An 18,036-nucleotide genomic window follows, 5' to 3' on the forward strand; every position below is an offset into this window, starting at 1 on the left:
GCAGTCGTCCCCGACGGAAGGAGTCCGGTTTGCCCGCAAGGCTCGCGATCGGTTGGCATTCAGTCGCCTTTCTCGCTGCGTTCCTGTTGCTCGCCGCGCTTGGCTGGCAAGGCAAGCGCACGCAGGAAGCGCTGCTACAGACCAATCGCTCGGTCAGTCACAGCCTGGAGATCATCACCTCGGTCCAGGCGATCTTTTCTTCCCTGCAGGACATCGAAACCGGTTCGCGCGGTTTTATCCTCACCGGCGACCCCACCTATCTCGAACCCTACGAGCGCGGTCTCAGGCAGCTGGAAGGCAACCGGCGCAGCCTGCAGCGCCAGGTCGAGGGTCGTGACTTTCCCGACCGGCGCTGGTTCCAGACCCTCGATGCGACCATCGCCGACCGCCTCGAAGTTGCCGCCCGCAACATGCAGACCCGCCGCGAGGCCGGGCTGCAGGCTGCCGTGGAGCGTCTGCGCGAGGCCGGCGGGCACCTGCTGATGGACCGCCTGCGCGCGCTGCTCAACGCCGTCGAACAGCATGAACGCAGCCAGCTGGCTGCTGCCAGCGAAGCGGTAGCACACACCACCGAACGCGCTCAGTGGCTGGCACTGATCGGCACACTGGTGGTGATCGGGCTGTTCCTGGCCGCCTTCTGGGTCTTGCAGAGGAACCTGCAGATTCGTCAGCAGCTCGCCCGCGGCGCCCAGGCCGGCGAAGCGCGCCTTGGGGCGCTGCTGCAGGCCATCCCGGACCATCTCTACGCCGTCGATGAGCGGCAGCAGGTGTCCAGCATTTCACGAGGCACCCCGCGCCGGGCGCCGTTGCCGGAAGCAATCGAGCCCCTGCTCATCGAGCTACTCAATCAGACCGACGAAGGAACGTTGCGCCAGAAGACCTGGTGCGAGCTGCAGACCCAGCGCACCTTCGAGGTCCGTCTGATGCCCACCGGGCTGGGCGATCATCTGGCCATCGCGCGCGACGTCAGCGAACTGCAGCGCAATCGCGACACCTTGCACGACCAGCAGGTCTTTCTCCGCCGCGTGGTCGACACCGACGAGAACCTGATCTTTGTTCGCGACGCCCAGGGCCGTTTCCTGCTCTGCAATTCGGCGCTCGCGGCCCTGCTGGACGTGCGCCCGCAGGACATCGAGCAGCGCCGCCCCGACGAGGTGCCGTCTGCCGTGCGGCTGCAACCGCTGCTGCTGGGTGACGAAGAGCTGGCCGAACTGGAGGGAGGCAGCGGCGATCTGCGCAGCACCGAGGTCGCGCTGACCGATGCCCATAGCGCGGAGCACTGGTTCCAGGTGGTCAAGCGCCCGCTGCGGATCTCGACACGTACCTGTCATGTGGTCACGGTGGCGGTGGACATCTCCCTGCGCCGACGCATGGAGCAGATGAAAACGGAATTCATCTCGACGGTCAGCCACGAACTGCGCACGCCGCTGACCGCCATCCGCGGGGCGCTCGGCATGCTGATCGGCGGCATCGCCGGACATGTCGGCAACGACGCCCGCCCGCTGCTGGATATCGCTCACAAGAACAGCGAACGCCTGGTGCGCCTGATCAACGACATCCTCGACATCGAAAAACTCGAAGCCGGACGCCTGGCCTTCAACTTCGGCCACCATGACGTGCGCGCGCTGGTGCAGCAGGCGCTGTCGGATATCCAGCCGTACGCCCGCGACTACGACGTCAATCTCACGCTGGTGGGCGCCGATGAGTCGCTGTCGAGCGAAGCGATGGTCGACCCCGACCGCTTCGCCCAGGTAATGGCCAACCTGCTGTCCAACGCGATCAAGCATTCCCCCGCCGGCGGCAGCGTGACGGTCGATCTACGTCATCATGACAACGTGCTGGAACTCGGCGTACAGGATCAGGGGCCGGGGATTCCCGAGGCTTTCCGTGGGCGCATCTTCGAGCGCTTCGCCCAGGCCGATTCCTCCGACGCCCGCCAGCGCGGCGGCACCGGGCTGGGACTGGCGATCACCCGCTCGCTGGTGCAGCAGATGCACGGACAGATCGGTTTCGACTCCCAGGAAGGTCACGGCTCGCGCTTCTGGCTGCAGCTGCCGCTGGCGGAGCAACCAGCGACGCCGCTGCAGCGACCCGCCGCAGCGCCAGCCAGCGCCGCTCAGCGTGACGACGCGCCATTGATCCTCATCCTCGAGCCGGATGCGCGGGCCGCCGAGCAGTTGGCCAGAGCGCTGCAACAACATGGCTACGCCACCCTGATCAGCGGGAGCGCAGCCGAGGCGCGTCAGCTGTTGCAGCGGTTCGACGTCGAGGCACTGACCCTCAGCCCGGCGCTGGATGACGAAAACAGCGCGGCCTTCCTGCAGAGCCTGCGCAGCCAGCACAACTACCGCAACCTGCCGGTGCTGATCGTCAGCCTGCAGCCGCAGCGCCGCGATGATGACGACGGCACGCTGCGCGGCGGCGCGGTAGGCGTGATCGACTGGCTGCACAAACCGATCGACCCCTCGCGGGTCATGGACGTGATCCGCGCCTGTCTGCAGCTCGGCGGGCACAAACCGCGCATCCTGCACGTCGAGGACGACGACGACCTGCGGGTGCTGCTGGCCAGGCAGATCGCCGCGCTCGATGTCGATCTTTCCGGCGCCGCGACGCTGCACGACGCGCGCGAGCTGATCGCGGCACAAACCTTCGACCTGGCGATCATCGACCTGATGCTGCCGGACGGCCAGGGCACCGAGCTGTTCGACCAGCTGGCGCAGAGCGTCCCACCGCCGCCGGTGATCATCTTTTCCGCGCTCGACACCCCGATTCAGGACAACCGCCTGGCGCTGCGCCAACTGGTGAAATCCCGTCACGACGGCGACGAGCTGGCCAGGCTGATCCAGCACCTGCTGCAACACTGGCCGCCGGGGCACACACACGAAACCGACGAGGCTCACCCATGAGCGAATCCGCCAGCAAACGCATTCTCATGGTGGAAGACGAAGAGGACATCGCCTTTCTCATCCGCTACATGCTCGAACGTCACGGCTTCGTGGTCGACCACGCCGCCGATGGCCGCCAGGCCCTGGAGCACTTCGCCCGGGCCGAACCGCCGGACCTGACGCTGATGGACATCATGCTGCCCTACCACGACGGCCTCGAGCTGATCGAACGGCTGCGGGCCCAGCCCGGCTGGGACAGCGTGCCGGTGCTGATGCTGACGGCCAAGGCCCGTGAAGTGGACATCGTCCGAGCGCTGGAACTCGGCGCCGACGACTACGTGACCAAGCCGTTCCAGCCGGAAGAACTGCTGGCGCGCATTCGACGACTGCTGAGGGGGCGTCGATGAAGCGAATGGTCATGTTGCTCGCCCTGGCGATGCCATGCGCTGCGGCAGTTGCAGATGTCGCCACCGCCGAACGGCAGGTCCGGGATCAGCAGCTGGACGCGGCTGAAATGACACTGCAAGCCCAGCTGGCGCAACAGCCAGACGACCAGGAAGCACAGTTTCTGCTAGCCCGCGTATTGAGCTGGCAGGGCCGCCCGGAACAGGCGCTACCGATCTATGAGCGTCTGCTGGAACGGCAACCGGACAACGCGGATTATCTTCTCGGACACGGCCAGGCATTGCTCTGGGCTGGCCGCCCGCAACGTGCACTGAGATCACTCGAGCGTGCAGCACAGCTGGCACCTGACTATGCCGAAGTGCAGCAGGTGATTCAGCAGGCGCGCGCGGCGCTGACCGTGCCCGCCAGCACAAGCGCTAGCGCGCCCGTGCCTGTCGCTGGTGCAGCGACCAAGCGGCGGCATGAGCTGGAAATTTCCGCACGCCAGGACTGGCTGGACAGCGGCTTCGACAACTGGCGCAGCCAGCGCCTGGACTACGCCTCGACGAAACCCGAAAGTTTCGGCTGGTATGGCGCACTGTCACGCGAGCAACGCTTCGGTGAGTGGGATGAAGGTGTCGAAGCGGGCGTGGTCGTTCCACTGGACGAGAACTGGACGCTGCAACCGGAGGTCGGCTATCAACCCTCACCTTACTTTCTGCCGGAGTGGCATGCCGACCTGCGCCTGCAGCGGCGGCTGCCTGACGGTTATCTCGGCGCGGTCAGTGTCCGTCGCACCGAGTACGAAAGCACCCGTGTCGATCGTCTCGCGCTGAGTGCCGAACGCTACTGGAACGCCTGGCGCGCCGGTTACACGCTGAACGTCACCGATGTGGCCAACGCCGGTACGCCGATTGGCCACGACCTTGCGCTGGATTACTACTATCAGGGGCTGAGCTATGCCGGTCTGCGCCTGACTGTGGGCGAGGAAGAGGCGGTGGAAGAGCAGCAGTTGATCACCAGTGATGTGCGCGCCATTAGCCTGCAGGGTCGTCACTGGTTCGACACCCGCTGGGCGCTGAGCTGGGAGATCGGCCATCAGCAGCAGGGCAGTTATTACGATCGACAATGGCTGCAGATCGGCCTGCGCCATGCTTTCTGATTGGCTGGCGCACTGTCCTCCCTGGCTGTGCGAAGCGCCGGGCCGGGCTTGGGCGAACCTCTGGCCGGAAGACCGCATGCTGCAACTGGCGCTGTACTGCGCCTTGGGCCTGGGCGCACTGACCTTGCTGGTGCTGATGCAGGTGCTCGTGCTCGGCGAAATATTCAGGCGCCGAGCCGTGCGTCGGCAGCAGTTCAATGAGCAATGGCGGCCTTTCTTCGCGCTGTGCAGCCTGAGTGACGAGATGCCGCCAACCCATGCACCGCTGCCGCGCCGTCGCCAGCTCTGGTTTCTGCTGCAGTGGAACCGCACCCAGTTGCAGCTGCGCGGTGCGGCGCGTGAACGGATGAACCGCGCCCTCATCGCCCTGGGAATGGACCACCACGCCTTGAGCCTGCTACGTGGCCAGGTGCGGGGCAAGCTGATCGGTCTGACCTGTCTGCGTCATCTGGCTGACCCGGCGCACTGGAACGCGGTGCAGTCGCTATTGCTCAGCCGCAATTCCATCGTGGCGCTGGCTGCCGCACAAACCCTCGTCGCGATGGATGCAGCCAAGGCCATGCAGCTGATTCTGCCAGCCGCAGTCGATCGTCCCGATTGGGCTCTGCCGCGGCTGACCAGTCTCTGCCAGCAGGCTGGAGAGCAGGCGGTGACCACGCCGCTGCTGATCGTTCTGTCCTCGTCGGATGACCCGCGCCGAGAGCGCCTGGTCCCGCTGCTCGTGCAGGGCGACCCCCGCCACGCCGCGCCTTGGGCCCGTGCCCGGCTGAATGAAGCTGCGTCAGCTGAGCAGCTGCAGGTGGCTTTGCGCTGCCTTAGCGAACTCGGTGACCCTCGTGGTCGACCTCGGCTGCTGCGTGCCCTGCAGCATGACCAGCCCGATGTGCGCCTGGCCGCCCTGCAGGCATTACACAAACAGGCGAGAAGTGATGATGGCGAAGTATTCCTTCCTCTCTTGTCCGACAGCAGTTGGTGGGTACGCCAGGCTGCAGCCGACAGCCTGGCAACAATGCCGGGGGCGACGCTGGACGGACTACAGCGGCTGCTCGATCAGGTGCATGACCGTTACGGAAAGGATGCGCTGCGCCGCGCCATGGCGGAGGTGCGCCGGTGACCGCTGATTGGCTGTGGTGGTTGCAGGTCGCATTCATTCTCTACTTCCTGTTGCTCAACGGCATGTACCTGCTGCTCAACGTGCTGTCCATGGCGAGCCTAATGAGCTATATCCGGCAACGGGCGGAAACCGGCGAGCTGGCACCCTATCTGGGCGTCGAGCCGCCGGTATCGGTGCTCATGCCGGCCTTCAACGAAGAGGCGACCATCCGCACCTCGGTGCGCTCGATGTTGCAGCTGCAGTATCCCGAGTTCGAAATCGTGGTGATTAACGATGGCTCGAAGGACAACACCCTTGCTGTACTGATCGAAGAATTCGACCTGGTCCCGCACCCTGAACCGCTGCGACAGGCAGTAGCGCATCAACCGGTGACGGCGATCTATCGCTCGCGTCGCTACGCCAATCTGCGTGTGGTCGACAAGGCCAACGGTGGCAAAGCCGATGCGCTGAACGCCGGCATCAATGCCGCTCGCCATGGCCTGTACTGCGGCGTTGATGCCGATTCCATCCTGCAGCGCGACAGCCTGCTGCGCGTAGTGCAGCCCTTCCTTGAGGACGAACGCACCATCGCCGCCGGCGGCACCGTGCGCATCGCCAACGGCTCGCAGGTACGCGGTGGCTTCCTCATCCAGGCCGGCCTGCCGCGCAGCTGGCTGGCGCGTTTCCAGATCGTCGAATACCTGCGCGCCTTTCTCTTTGGCCGCCTTGGATGGTCTCCGTTGAACGCCGTGCTGATCATCTCCGGCGCTTTCGGCCTGTTCGATCGTGAGCGGGTCATGGCGGTTGGAGGCTATCGCACCGATACCGTCGGCGAAGATATGGAGCTGGTGGTTCGGCTGCATCGCTATCACCGCGAGAAACGCATTCCCTACCGCATCCGTTACCTGCCCGACCCCATCTGCTGGACCGAATGCCCGGAAGATCTTGGCACCTTGGGCCGGCAGCGCAGCCGCTGGCAGCGAGGACTGGCAGAAAGCCTGGGGCGGCACGCGCGCCTGGCGTTCAGCTTGCGTGGTGGCACGCCGGGATGGCTGGCTTGGCCGTTCATGGCCCTGTTCGAATGGATCGGGCCGCTGATCGAGCTGGCGGGGTACGCCTTCATGTTCGCCGGGTTCGCCTTTGGTGCGGTCTCCTATGCGGCGCTGGCGGCCTTTCTGCTGGTGGCCATCGGCATGGGCATCCTGCTGTCAGTCAACGGCCTACTGCTGGAAACCATGTCGTTCCGCGTCTACAGCCGGCGGCGCGACATGCTTCAGCTGTTCCTGATGGCTGTACTGGAGAACTTCGGCTACCGCCAGCTGAATACCGTCTGGCGCTGTCGCGGGCTCTGGCAGTGGTTCTCGCGACGCAAGCACCACTGGGGCGCGATGCGCCGCAGCGGGCAGTGGGGGCAAAGCTAGCTGAACGCTCAAAAAACCGTAGGGTGGATCACGCTTCATCGATCCACCATGGCTGTGCAACAAGGTGGATGTAAAAAGCGACATCCACCCTACGGATGTCGTCAGAGCTTGATCCAGGTCGCCTTCAGTTCGGTGTACTTGTCGAAGGCATGCAGCGACTTGTCACGGCCATTGCCGGACTGCTTGAAGCCGCCGAACGGCGCGGTCATGTCGCCGCCGTCGTACTGGTTGACCCACACGCTGCCGGCCCGTAGCGCCCGCGCGGTGCGGTGTGCCTTGGACAGGTCGGCGGTCCACACGGCCGCGGCCAGGCCGTAGGGCGTGTCGTTGGCAATCGCGATCGCTTCCTCGGCGCTGTCGAAGGTGATCACCGAAAGCACCGGACCGAAGATCTCCTCCTGCGCGATTTTCATCGCATTGTCGACGCCATCGAAGATGGTCGGCTCGACATACAGCCCGCCGGTTTCCTCCAGCGTACGCTGGCCGCCGATCAGCACCTGCGCACCCGCTTCGCGGCCAGCATCGATGTAGCCGAGCACGGTGTTCAGCTGTTGAGTATCGACCAGCGCGCCGACGTTGGTCGCCGGGTCCAGCGGATTGCCCGGCTTCCAGCCCTTGAGCGCCTCGACCACCATTGGCAGGAAGCGCTCCCTGATCGAACGCTCTACCAGCAGGCGCGAGCCGGCGGTGCACACCTCGCCCTGGTTGAAGGCGATGGCGCCAGCAGCAGCCTGTGCCGCTGCCTCGAGATCAGGTGCGTCGGCGAAGACGATGTTCGGGCTCTTGCCGCCCGCCTCCAGCCAGACTCGCTTCATGTTCGATTCGCCGGCATAGATCATCAGCTGCTTGGCGATCCGGGTGGAGCCGGTGAAAACCAGGGTATCGACGTCCATGTGCAGTGCCAGCGCCTTGCCGACGGTATGGCCGTAGCCCGGCAGCACGTTGAGCACGCCGGCCGGGATGCCCGCCTCGATCGCCAACTGGGCGATGCGGATGGCGGTCAGCGGCGACTTCTCGGACGGCTTGAGCACCACTGAGTTGCCGGTGGCCAGCGCCGGGCCGAGCTTCCAGCAGGCCATCATCAGCGGGAAATTCCACGGCACGATGGCCGCCACCACGCCAACCGGCTCGCGGGTGACCAGGCCTAGCTGGTCATGGGGCGTGGCGGCCACCTCGTCGTAAATCTTGTCGATGGCCTCGCCGCTCCAGCGCAGTGCCCGCGCAGCGCCGGGGATGTCGACCGCCAGCGAGTCGCCTATCGGTTTGCCCATGTCGAGGGTTTCCAGCAGGGCCAGCTCTTCGCCGTTGGCTTCCAGCAGATCGGCAAATCGGATCATTACCGCCTTGCGCTTGGCCGGTGCCAGCCGCGACCAGCTGCCTCCATCGAATGCTGCACGAGCGCTGGCCACTGCACGGTCGGCATCGGCCTGGTCGCAGCTGGCGACTTGCGCCAGCACCCGCCCGTCCACCGGGCTGATGCAGTCGAAGCGATCACCGCCCTGCGCCTCGGTGTATTCACCCTGAATGAAGGCGCGACCTTCGATATGCAAGTCGCGGGCACGCTGTTGCCAGTCGGCGAGGGTCAGGGTGGGCATGGTGAATCCTCTCTCTCAGGTCTTCGGGCTGTGAACAGGCACCCTAAACCAGCGGTGCGGACCCTATCAATATTTTTTACGAACGGCCCGTTCAGCGCCTTGTTTTGTTCGTTTTATTAAACATAGACTCGATGAAAACGCTGCGGCTCGCCGTCGCAGCATAGCCGCTCGCCACCCGGAGCCAGCCCCATGTCCCAGGATTTCCATCCACATAACTCGTCCGATCACTTCTGGATGCCCTTCACCGCCAACCGCCAGTTCAAGGCCACCCCGCGCCTGCTGGAGAGTGCCGAGGGCATGTATTACACGGCGAGCGACGGGCGCAAGGTGCTCGACGGCACGGCTGGACTCTGGTGCTGTAACGCCGGCCATGGACGCCGCGAAATCAGCGAGGCGGTAAGCAAGCAGATTGCCAAGATGGACTTTGCCCCGACCTTTCAGATGGGCCACCCGTTGCCCTTCGAGCTGGCGGAAAAACTCGCCGCCATCAGCCCCGAAGGTCTGAACCGGGTGTTCTTCACCAACTCCGGGTCGGAGTCGGCGGACACCGCGCTGAAGATCGCCCTGGCCTATCAACGCGCCATCGGCCAGGGCAGCCGTACCCGACTGATCGGCCGCGAGCTGGCCTACCACGGCGTTGGCTTCGGCGGCATGTCGGTGGGCGGCATGGCCAATAACCGCCGTGCCTTCGGCCCGATGCTGCCGGGCGTCGATCATCTGCCGCACACCCTCGATCTGCAGCGCAACGCCTTCAGCAAGGGCCTGCCGCAGCATGGCGTGGAGCGGGCCGACGAACTGGAGCGGCTGGTGACATTGCATGGCGCGGAGAACATCGCCGCGGTGATCGTCGAGCCGATGTCCGGCTCTGCCGGGGTCATCCTGCCGCCGGTGGGCTATCTGCAGCGCCTGCGCGAGATCACCGCCAAGCACGGCATCCTGCTGATCTTCGACGAAGTGATCACTGGCTTCGGCCGCGTCGGCGAGGCCTTCGCCGCTCAGCGCTGGGGCGTGACGCCGGACATTCTTACCTGCGCCAAGGGCCTCACCAACGGCGCAATTCCCATGGGCGCGGTGCTGGTTGCCGACCATCTGTTCGAAGCCTTCATGAACGGCCCGGAAAGCGTCATTGAATTCTTTCACGGCTACACCTACTCCGGGCACCCGGTGGCCTGCGCAGCGGCACTGGCAACCCAGCAGATCTACCAGCAGGAGAATCTGTTCCAGAAGGCGATCGACCTGGAACCGTACTGGCAGGAGGCGCTGTTCAGCCTCAGGGACCTGCCCAACGTGATCGACATCCGCACCGTCGGTCTGGTCGCGGGAATCCAGTTCGCCGCCCATGCCGATGGCGTCGGCAAGCGTGGGTACGAGGTGTTCCGAGAGTGTTTCGAGCAAGGCCTGCTGGCGCGCGCCAGCGGCGACACCATCGCGCTGTCGCCGGCGCTGATAGTCGAGAAGGCGGAAATCGACCAGATGGTGGAGCTGCTCACCGACGGCATTCGCAAGGCGGGCTGAGCCCGCTTGTGAGGAGGCCGCCCTCCCGCAGCGATGGCCTGCTGTAGTTTGTACAAAGGCGAAAGGCGCGCGCCGGGAGCGACCTCTTCCGCACAATCAATAGCCTGCACCAACCACTCATCGTGGGGAGGCGCGCCCCCGCGGCGATGCAGGCCGCAGGCCTGCCCGTAAACCGAGGGTCAGCCGACGCGGCCGCAAATCGTCACAGCGACTCCAGGCAGCCGGCGAGGGTGTCGCCAAGGCGTTCGAGCAACCGCTCGTAGCCCTTGGCATCAGTCGGCAGGCCGACACCCAAAACGTCCAGTTCAGCCATCTTAACCGGCAACCCGGCAGTCAACGTCTCGGCCAGGCGCGGGCGCGCCGGCGGTTCGCTGAACACGCAGCTCGGCCCGGCCTGCTGCAAGCGCTCGCGCATCGCCGCCACGTGGCGCGCACCCGGCTGCGCCTCGCCGCCGGCAGTGAACACGCCGGCATGGCGCAGGCCGTAGGCGGCCTCGAAGTAGTCGTAAGCCTCGTGGAAGACGAAGAACGGCTTGTTCTGGACTCCGGCGAAACGTTGCTTCAGGTGTGCATCGACTGCCTCTATGCGTTGGGCGAAGATCGCCGTGTTGGCGTGATACTGCTGGGCGTTCGCCGGGTCGGCTGCAGCCAGATCCGCCGCCATACGCTCGGCGATCACCAGGGCATTGGCCGGTAGCAGCCACAGGTGTGCATCCAGTGAGCCGGGGCGATGGTCGTGATCGTGTTCGTCGGTGTGCGCGGTCTCAGAATGCTCGGCATGGTGCTCGTGCTCGTCGTGGTCGTGCTCCGCGTGAGCATGCCCGGCATGATCGTCGTGGTCATGATGCTCATCTTCGGCATGCGTGTGGGCATCGCCGAAGCGGCGCAGCGTCAGCTTCGGCAGGTCCTGCACCGCCACGGTCGCCCCTTCGCGGGCACTCAGCGCGCGCGGCAGAAAGCTCTCCAGGTCTGGACCGATCCAGTAGAACAGCTCGGCGTCACGAATGCGCCGTACGTCGGACGGGCGTAGGGAGTAATGGTGGGCCGAGGCGCTGGCTGGCAGCAGTACGTCCGGTTCGCCGACGCCATCCTGTACCGCTGCGGCGATCAGCTGCAGCGGCTTGATGCTGGTCAGTACACGAACTTCAGCCTGGGCGGATGCGGCGCCGGCGAGCAGCGCAGCCAGCAAAGGAACGGAGCAAAGACGATTCACGGGCATCACTCGAATGGATGGAATTGGTACATAATAACGTCTCTCCACTATCACGTCGCTGCCCATGTCCAAAACTCCGCTGGCCTGCACGCCTCACGACCACGACCATTGCGTCAGCCATGCGCTGGCCGAAGCCGACAGCCTTTGCGCGCGCCAGGGCGTGCGCCTGACCGCCTTGCGCAAGCGTGTGCTGGAACTGGTCTGGCAGAGCCACAAGCCCCTCGGCGCCTACGACATTCTCGCGTCGTTAAGCGAGCAGGACGGTCGTCGTGCCGCACCGCCCACCGTCTATCGGGCGCTGGATTTCCTGCTGGAGAACGGTCTGGTGCATCGCATCGCATCGCTCAACGCCTTCATGGGCTGCAACCGTCCCGAGCACCCGCATCAGGGCCAGTTCCTCATCTGTCGCAGCTGCCACACCGCCATCGAACTGGAGCAGCGGGCGATTGCCGAGGCCATCGATGCCGCCGCACGCACCGTAGACTTTGTCGTCGAAGGCCAGACTGTTGAAGTGGTCGGCCTCTGCGCACCATGCCGGAGCGCCGCATGAGCGAGGTGCTGCTGCGGCTGGATGACATCCACGTGCGCTTCGCCAACCAGAACGTGCTGGAAGGCGCGCAACTGCAGGTGCATCGTGGCGAAATCGTCACGCTGATCGGTCCCAACGGTGCCGGCAAGACCACGCTGGTGCGTGCGGTGCTGGGCCTGCTCAAGCCCGATCGTGGCCAGGTCTGGCGCAAGCCGAAGCTGCGCGTCGGCTACATGCCGCAGAAACTGCATGTCGACGCCACCCTACCCTTGTCGGTGCTGCGCTTTCTGCGCCTGGTGCCCGGCGTCGACCGCGCCCGCGCACTGGCGGCGCTGGGTGAGGTGGGCGCCGAACACGTCATCGACAGCCCGCTGCAGAGGATTTCCGGCGGCGAGATGCAGCGCGTGCTGCTCGCCCGCGCCCTGCTGCGCGAACCGGAACTGCTGGTGCTGGATGAACCTGTGCAAGGCGTGGACGTGGCTGGCCAGGCCGAACTGTACCGGCTGATCGGCGTGCTGCGCGACCGCTACGGCTGCGGCGTGCTGATGGTCTCTCACGATTTACACCTGGTGATGAGCGCAACCGATCAAGTGGTCTGCCTGAACCGTCACGTCTGCTGCTCGGGGCATCCGGAACAGGTCAGCAGCGACCCGGCCTTCATCGAGCTGTTCGGCCAGGACGCCCGCAGCCTGGCGATCTATCACCACCAGCACGACCATAGCCACGACCTGCACGGCAGCGTGGTGACCGGCAAACCCCACGTCCACGGCCCGAACTGCAAGCACTAGACAGAGCCTCCGATGCCCGATTTCCTACTCAACGCCCTGCTCGCCGGCCTCGCCCTGGCGCTGGTCGCCGGCCCGCTCGGCTCGTTCGTCGTCTGGCGGCGCATGGCCTATTTCGGCGACACCCTGTCCCACGCCGCGCTGTTCGGCGTCGCCCTCGGGCTGATGCTCGACGTCAACCTGACCCTGGCAGTGACAGTCGGCTGCGTGCTGCTCGCCTTGCTGCTGGTGACCCTGCAACAGCGCCAGCCGCTGGCCTCGGACACCCTGCTCGGCATCCTCGCCCACAGCACACTGTCGCTGGGGCTGGTGTCGCTGAGCTTCATGAAGGACGTGCGGGTCGATCTGATGGGCTACCTGTTCGGCGACCTGCTTGCCGTCGGGCCGTCCGATCTGGCCTGGATCGTCGGCGGCAGCGCGCTGGTGCTGCTGATGCTGATTCCGCTCTGGCGGCCTCTGCTGGCAATCACCGTGCACGAGGAACTGGCCAAGGTCGAAGGCCTGCCGGTGGCCGGCATTCGCCTGGCGCTGATGTTGCTGATCGCGGTGGTGATCGCCGTGGCGATGAAGATCGTCGGCGTGCTGCTGATCACCTCACTGCTGATCATTCCCGCCGCCGCCGCGCAACGCCATGCGCGCACCCCGGAGCAGATGGCCTTTGGCGCCAGCGTGCTGGGTATCGTCGCGGTATGCCTGGGGCTGACGCTGTCCTGGTACGAAGACACCCCGGCGGGGCCGTCCATCGTGGTCAGCGCCGCCGCACTGTTTCTGCTCAGCTTCGCCTGGCCTCGCAGGGCCTGAGCTATGACCGATCTCAAGTACCTGCGCGGCTACCCGGAGCCGCTGCTGGCGCAGGTGCGCCAGCTGATTGCCGAGAACCGTCTGGGCGGCTATCTGCAGCGGCGTTACCCGGCACGGCACGAAGTGCAGAGTGACAAGGCGCTGTACGGCTACGTGCAGAAGCTCAAGCAGGACTATCTGAAAAGCACACCGCCGATCGACAAGGTGCTCTATGACAATCGCCTGGACCTGACTCATCGCGCGCTGGGCCTGCATACCGCGGTGTCACGGGTGCAGGGCGGCAAGCTCAAGGCAAAGAAGGAGATTCGCGTCGCCGCGCTGTTTCGCGAAGCGGCGCCGGAATTCCTGCAGATGATCGTGGTGCACGAACTCGCCCATCTGCGTGAGAGCGAGCACAACCGCGCGTTCTACAAGCTGTGCGAACACATGCTGCCAGGCTACGGGCAGATCGAGTTCGACCTGCGGCTGTTCCTGCATTGGCGCGAGCTGCGGGCCCAGGATGCCGAACCCGGCGGCTACGCCTGACGCCCAATGGCGCCGGGCGTGCGGTCGCATGCCGGTAGCGTTCAGATCCAGCCCAGCCAGCGCCACCAGGTTGCCGCGAACAACAACATGGTCAAATAACCGATCAGCGTCACCAGCACGCCGACCTTGGCGAACTGCCGGGCGCTGAAGGTTTCAGTGCCCAGGCAGACCATGTTCTGCGGTGCGTTGATTGGCAGGATGAATCCGTAACTGACGACGAAACCGAGCAGCATGGTCATCCCCAGCCGGCTGAAGTCCCCTGGCAGGCTCAGCAACACCGAAATCAGGATGGGCAGCATCGCCGAGGTCAGCGCCGTGGCACTGGCAAAGCCCAGGTGGATCACGATGAGAAAGGCGCCAAGGATGGCGAAGATGCCCAGCGGCCCCACCACGCCAAGCCCGGTGTGCGCCACCACCTGCGCGCCGAGCCACTGTCCGGCCTGGGTCGTGAGCAATACCGTGCCGAGGCTAATCCCGACACCAAAGACGATCACCGTGCCCCATGGCACCCGCGTCTGGACCTCCTTCCAGTTCATCACGCCGATGCGCGGCAGCATCAGGATCACCAGGCCGGCATAGGTGGTGCTGGTGGTGTCGAAGCTGTGCAGCTTGCCCTCGGTGGCCCAGCACAGCAGTAGACCGATGGACACGGCAAGCAGGCGCTTCTGCGCCGAGGTCATCGGTCCGAGTTCGGCGAGCGACCGTGCCACGGCTTCCTTGCCGCCGGCTATCCGCTCGGTTTCCGGCGGCAGTAGCTTGAGCACGATGAACAGCAGGACGAAGGACATCAGCACGGCCCAGGGTGCGCCGGCGATGAGCCAGTCGATCCAGCTGACTCGCTCACCCAGCAGTTTGTCCATGAAGCCCACCAGCAGCAGGTTCTGTGCCGCGGCGGTCTGGATGCCGATGTTCCAGATGCTGGTGCCCTGGGCGACGATGATCATCATGCCCGCGGCAAAGTTGGAACGTTTGTCGATCCCAAAAGCGTTGATGATGCCGAGCATGATCGGCACCACGCAGGCGGCGCGCGCCGTGGCGCTGGGCACCACCAGGCTGAGCAGGACGATGACCACCAGCGTGCCGCCGAGGATATGCCGAGAACTGGTGCCGACTCTGGAGAGGGTCATCAGCGCAATGCGTCGGTCGAGCCCGGTAAGCGTCATCGCAGCAGCGATGAACAGCGCGCCTGCTACCAGCGCCAATGCCGGATTGGCGAAGCCGGAAAGGCCCATGCTGATTGCTTTGGAGGTGCCATAGACGACCTCGGGATTTTCCAGCGTAGGCGCCGTGCCGACGAGGAACGCCAGCAACGCCGTGATCATGATCGCGCTGACCTCGTAGGACACCGCCTCGGTGATCCACACCACCACTGCAAACACAAGGATTGCCAGCACCCGCTGGCCAGCCACAGGAAGATCGGCAGGCAACGGCATCAGCAGCACGCCAATCAATGCCAGTACCGCCACCAGCAGGCCGATCGGGATGCCGAACAGGCCCTGACGGCCTGCGTTTTGGGTATCGCTCATGGTAAGGCTCCATCCGCTGCCAGATATGCCTACAGCATGGGCAAGCCAGCCAGCCGCAACCATGACCTGCGTCTATTGCGGCCCTTTGCGGGCGAATTAACCAAGTAAAAAAAGCAGAACGCCGGCGAGCGCCGGCGTTTTTCGACCGTTGAATCACGCCAGGTTCGAGCGGACAGACGCCCCATACGAACCTGGCACAAGCGTCAGGCCGGGATTGCTTCCGCCGCGGCCTCACGTGCCCATACCCGATGCTGACCGAGCGCCTGGGCGAAGTTGCCGAACACTCCGTCGATATCGTCGCCTTCCAGCAGACCGGCGTCGGGCTGCAGCCCGAGGGTTGCCAGCAACGGACGCGCCGCGCCAAGCATGACGATAGGTTTCAGGTGCTTGTAGGCCTCCAGCACGTAGTGCTTGGCCTCGCCGGATTTGGCCATTGCCGCAGCCGCATCGGCGCCGCCGGGGACGAAGACGGCATCGAACATCACCGAGGGCATGCCGTCCATTGCGGCATCGACCGGCAGCATCTTGCCGTCCGCCGTTTTCACCGGAGCTGGTGACGGACCGATGATCTTGGCTAGCGCCCCTTCAGAGGCCAGTTTGGCCTTGAAGGCGTCAATCGCCGCACCATCGACGCCGTTGGTTACCAGGATGGCCACCTTGCGCGACTTGATATTGCCCGGTGCATGGTTCATCAGGCTCAGTGCCGGCGAGCTTTGCACGCTGGACGCCTTGGTGGTGACGGTCGGTGCGCTAGGCGCCGGCAGACCCAGGTTTTCGGCGACACGGCGGGCCAGCTCCAGGTCGATATTGGCGAGAATCTCGTTGACCTGGCGCTCACGGATGAAGATCCGCTCGACCTTGCCCAGCTCGAAGGTATAGGCGCCGACGATGTGTTCCTTTTCCGGCTCGCTCATGCTGTTCCAGAACAGCGTGGCCTGGGAAAAGTGATCGCCGAAGGATTCGCTGCGGTTGCGGATCTTGTGGCCTTCGACCCGCTCCGGATAGCTCTCGAAACCGCCGCCTTGAGCTGCCGGCGGGGTTTCCTTGGGCCAGCCGCTGTCGATGGAGTTGGGCTCGTAGTTGGCGCGGCCCTTGTGAATCGTCTGGCGATGGAAGGCGTCGCGCTGGTTGTTGTGGAACGGACACAGCGGACGGTTGATCGGGATCTCGTGGAAGTTCGGCCCTCCGAGACGCAGCAGCTGGGTGTCGGTGTAGGAGAACAACCGGCCCTGCAGCAGCGGATCGTTGGTGAAGTCGATGCCCGGCACGATATGGCCGATGTGGAAGGCGGCCTGCTCGGTCTCGGCGAAGAAGTTGTCCGGGTTGCGGTTGAGGGTCATCTTGCCGAGCTTCTGCACCGGCACCAGCTCCTCGGGGATAATCTTGGTCGGGTCGAGCAGGTCGAAATCGAACTTGTGCTCGTCGGCCTCCTCGACCACCTGCACGCCTAGCTCCCACTCGAAGTAGTCGCCCATCTCGATGGACTCCCACATGTCACGGCGGTTGAAGTCCGGGTCCTTGCCGGCAATCTTCAGCGTTTCGTCCCAGACCAGCGAGAAGGCGCCTGCGACCGGCTTCCAGTGGAACTTGACGAAGCGGCTGACGCCATCGGCATTGATCAGACGGAAGGTGTGTACGCCGAAGCCTTCCATCGCACGATAGCTGCGTGGCAAAGCGCGGTCGGACATGGTCCAGAGCACCATGTGGGCCGATTCGGGAGTCAGCGAGACGAAGTCCCAGAAGCTGTCGTGGGCCGACTGAGCCTGCGGGATCTCGTTGTGCGGCTCGGGTTTGACCGCATGGACGAAGTCGGGAAACTTGATCGCGTCCTGAATGAAGAACACCGGCATGTTGTTGCCGACCAGGTCGAAGTTGCCTTCGTCGGTGTAGAACTTGGTGGCGAAGCCGCGCACGTCACGCACGGTGTCCGCCGAGCCACGCGAACCCTGCACGGTGGAGAAGCGCGTGAAGACCGGGGTTTCCTTGCCTTCGGCGGAAAGGAACGAGGCCTTGGTCAGCCAGCTGTGATCGGCGTAGCTCTGGAACACACCGTGCGCCGCGGCACCGCGGGCATGCACGATGCGCTCGGGGATGCGCTCATGGTCGAAGTGGGTGATCTTCTCGCGCATGATGAAATCTTCGAGCAGCGAGGGCCCACGGTCGCCGGCCTTGAGGGTGTTCTGGTTGTCGGCGATCTTCACGCCCTGATTGGTGCGGAGCGCCTCGCCGGTGGCGTCGCTGCGAAACTCTTCCAGCTGATCGAGCTTGGCGTTGTGATTGGCGCGGTCGACGGTATCGGTGCCGGCCAGCTCGCTCTGTTTAGGGGTCTTGTCGGTCATGATGGGCCTCCATTAGCGGTGAGCTGAACCGCGAGCGATCGGGCCACAATCGAGGCCAATTACACGATCTTTTCACGGCGTACCCGGTTAATGACCCCAACATCGCCTGCATGGTTGCCCAAATATTCGATTTGCTTTGACTATCAGCGCCATGCACTTAGTCAATGGCAGCGGGTCAGGCAAGCGACCTCGCCGCCAAACGGGTAGAATGCCCGGCTTTCGCCGAATATCCCGGCAACGAACGCCGCACCCACAAGGTTCGC

The 18,036-nt window shown here is 64.8% G+C and carries 14 protein-coding genes; 10 read left to right on the forward strand and 4 right to left on the reverse strand.

The window, feature by feature from the left end; all coding sequences use genetic code 11:
- Positions 1–29: 29 nt before the first annotated feature.
- From CXK91_RS18890 to CXK91_RS18910, 5 genes are read left to right on the forward strand one after another with little or no spacing between them, the layout of a single operon-like run.
- On the forward strand, positions 30–2,906 hold the full coding sequence (locus CXK91_RS18890; protein ID WP_103457601.1) for a CHASE3 domain-containing protein: 2,877 nt from the start codon (positions 30–32) through the stop codon (positions 2,904–2,906).
- On the forward strand, positions 2,903–3,292 hold the full coding sequence (locus CXK91_RS18895; protein ID WP_103457602.1) for a response regulator transcription factor: 390 nt from the start codon (positions 2,903–2,905) through the stop codon (positions 3,290–3,292). Before CXK91_RS18890 ends, CXK91_RS18895 begins: the two co-directional genes overlap by 4 nt.
- Entirely contained in the window at positions 3,289–4,431 is a 1,143-nt protein-coding gene (locus tag CXK91_RS18900; RefSeq protein WP_103457603.1) for a YaiO family outer membrane beta-barrel protein, read from the forward strand. The genes CXK91_RS18895 and CXK91_RS18900 overlap by 4 nt, the downstream gene beginning before the upstream one ends.
- Positions 4,421–5,545, forward strand: coding sequence for a HEAT repeat domain-containing protein (locus CXK91_RS18905; protein ID WP_103457604.1), 1,125 nt, complete (start codon positions 4,421–4,423; stop codon positions 5,543–5,545). The genes CXK91_RS18900 and CXK91_RS18905 overlap by 11 nt, the downstream gene beginning before the upstream one ends.
- On the forward strand, positions 5,542–6,945 hold the full coding sequence (locus CXK91_RS18910) for a glycosyltransferase family 2 protein (RefSeq protein ID WP_103457605.1): 1,404 nt from the start codon (positions 5,542–5,544) through the stop codon (positions 6,943–6,945). The genes CXK91_RS18905 and CXK91_RS18910 overlap by 4 nt, the downstream gene beginning before the upstream one ends.
- 101 nt (positions 6,946–7,046) lie before the next feature.
- On the opposite strand, the gene CXK91_RS18915 is transcribed toward CXK91_RS18910, so the two are convergent.
- A complete protein-coding gene (locus CXK91_RS18915) occupies positions 7,047–8,540 on the reverse strand; it encodes an aldehyde dehydrogenase (protein ID WP_103457606.1) in 1,494 nt (497 codons plus the stop codon).
- Positions 8,541–8,729: 189 nt separating this feature from the next.
- On the opposite strand from CXK91_RS18915, the gene CXK91_RS18920 reads away from it, so the two are divergent.
- A complete protein-coding gene (locus CXK91_RS18920) occupies positions 8,730–10,055 on the forward strand; it encodes an aspartate aminotransferase family protein (RefSeq protein WP_103457607.1) in 1,326 nt (441 codons plus the stop codon).
- Between the two features lie 202 nt (positions 10,056–10,257).
- On the opposite strand, the gene znuA is transcribed toward CXK91_RS18920, so the two are convergent.
- Positions 10,258–11,268: a zinc ABC transporter substrate-binding protein ZnuA gene (znuA, locus tag CXK91_RS18925; protein ID WP_103457682.1), complete on the reverse strand. Its 1,011-nt coding sequence runs from the start codon at positions 11,266–11,268 to the stop codon at positions 10,258–10,260.
- Between the two features lie 64 nt (positions 11,269–11,332).
- On the opposite strand from znuA, the gene zur reads away from it, so the two are divergent.
- Genes zur through CXK91_RS18945 form a run of 4 tightly spaced genes read left to right on the forward strand, consistent with a single transcriptional unit; the run spans position 11,333 to position 13,908 of the window.
- Positions 11,333–11,818 carry a zinc uptake transcriptional repressor Zur gene (gene zur / locus CXK91_RS18930; RefSeq protein WP_103457608.1) on the forward strand — a complete coding sequence of 162 codons (486 nt, stop codon included), beginning with the start codon at positions 11,333–11,335 and terminating at the stop codon, positions 11,816–11,818.
- Complete coding sequence (znuC, locus tag CXK91_RS18935) at positions 11,815–12,585, forward strand: zinc ABC transporter ATP-binding protein ZnuC (RefSeq protein ID WP_103457609.1); 771 nt, start codon at positions 11,815–11,817, stop codon at positions 12,583–12,585. The genes zur and znuC overlap by 4 nt, the downstream gene beginning before the upstream one ends.
- A 12-nt stretch (positions 12,586–12,597) precedes the next feature.
- Entirely contained in the window at positions 12,598–13,383 is a 786-nt protein-coding gene (gene znuB, locus CXK91_RS18940; RefSeq protein WP_103457610.1) for a zinc ABC transporter permease subunit ZnuB, read from the forward strand.
- Between the two features lie 3 nt (positions 13,384–13,386).
- Positions 13,387–13,908 carry a YgjP-like metallopeptidase domain-containing protein gene (locus tag CXK91_RS18945; protein WP_103457611.1) on the forward strand — a complete coding sequence of 174 codons (522 nt, stop codon included), beginning with the start codon at positions 13,387–13,389 and terminating at the stop codon, positions 13,906–13,908.
- A gap of 41 nt (positions 13,909–13,949) precedes the next feature.
- Here CXK91_RS18945 and CXK91_RS18950 read toward each other — a convergent pair whose 3' ends face one another.
- Positions 13,950–15,434, reverse strand: a complete 1,485-nt coding sequence (locus tag CXK91_RS18950; RefSeq protein ID WP_103457612.1) for a DASS family sodium-coupled anion symporter — start codon at positions 15,432–15,434, stop codon at positions 13,950–13,952.
- 203 nt (positions 15,435–15,637) lie between these two features.
- The gene (gene katE / locus CXK91_RS18955; RefSeq protein WP_103457613.1) at positions 15,638–17,773 is read right to left on the reverse strand and encodes a catalase HPII; all 2,136 of its coding nucleotides are present in this window, start codon (positions 17,771–17,773) and stop codon (positions 15,638–15,640) included.
- Positions 17,774–18,036: the final 263 nt, after the last annotated feature.

Origin of the sequence: Stutzerimonas stutzeri (genome assembly GCF_002909485.1) — a bacterium.
Classification (GTDB): domain Bacteria; phylum Pseudomonadota; class Gammaproteobacteria; order Pseudomonadales; family Pseudomonadaceae; genus Stutzerimonas; species Stutzerimonas stutzeri_AH.

Bases quoted from the DNA above. Each gene is read 5' to 3' on its own strand.
- znuB (WP_103457610.1), top strand. From the start codon at position 12,598: ATGCCCGATTTCCTACTCAACGCCCTGCTCGCCGGCCTCGCCCTGGCG.
- CXK91_RS18895 (WP_103457602.1), top strand. From the start codon at position 2,903: ATGAGCGAATCCGCCAGCAAACGCATTCTCATGGTGGAAGACGAAGAG.
- zur (WP_103457608.1), top strand. From the start codon at position 11,333: ATGTCCAAAACTCCGCTGGCCTGCACGCCTCACGACCACGACCATTGC.
- CXK91_RS18920 (WP_103457607.1), top strand. From the start codon at position 8,730: ATGTCCCAGGATTTCCATCCACATAACTCGTCCGATCACTTCTGGATG.
- znuC (WP_103457609.1), top strand. From the start codon at position 11,815: ATGAGCGAGGTGCTGCTGCGGCTGGATGACATCCACGTGCGCTTCGCC.
- CXK91_RS18900 (WP_103457603.1), top strand. From the start codon at position 3,289: ATGAAGCGAATGGTCATGTTGCTCGCCCTGGCGATGCCATGCGCTGCG.
- katE (WP_103457613.1), bottom strand. From the start codon at position 17,773: ATGACCGACAAGACCCCTAAACAGAGCGAGCTGGCCGGCACCGATACC.
- CXK91_RS18915 (WP_103457606.1), bottom strand. From the start codon at position 8,540: ATGCCCACCCTGACCCTCGCCGACTGGCAACAGCGTGCCCGCGACTTG.
- CXK91_RS18945 (WP_103457611.1), top strand. From the start codon at position 13,387: ATGACCGATCTCAAGTACCTGCGCGGCTACCCGGAGCCGCTGCTGGCG.
- CXK91_RS18905 (WP_103457604.1), top strand. From the start codon at position 4,421: ATGCTTTCTGATTGGCTGGCGCACTGTCCTCCCTGGCTGTGCGAAGCG.
- CXK91_RS18950 (WP_103457612.1), bottom strand. From the start codon at position 15,434: ATGAGCGATACCCAAAACGCAGGCCGTCAGGGCCTGTTCGGCATCCCG.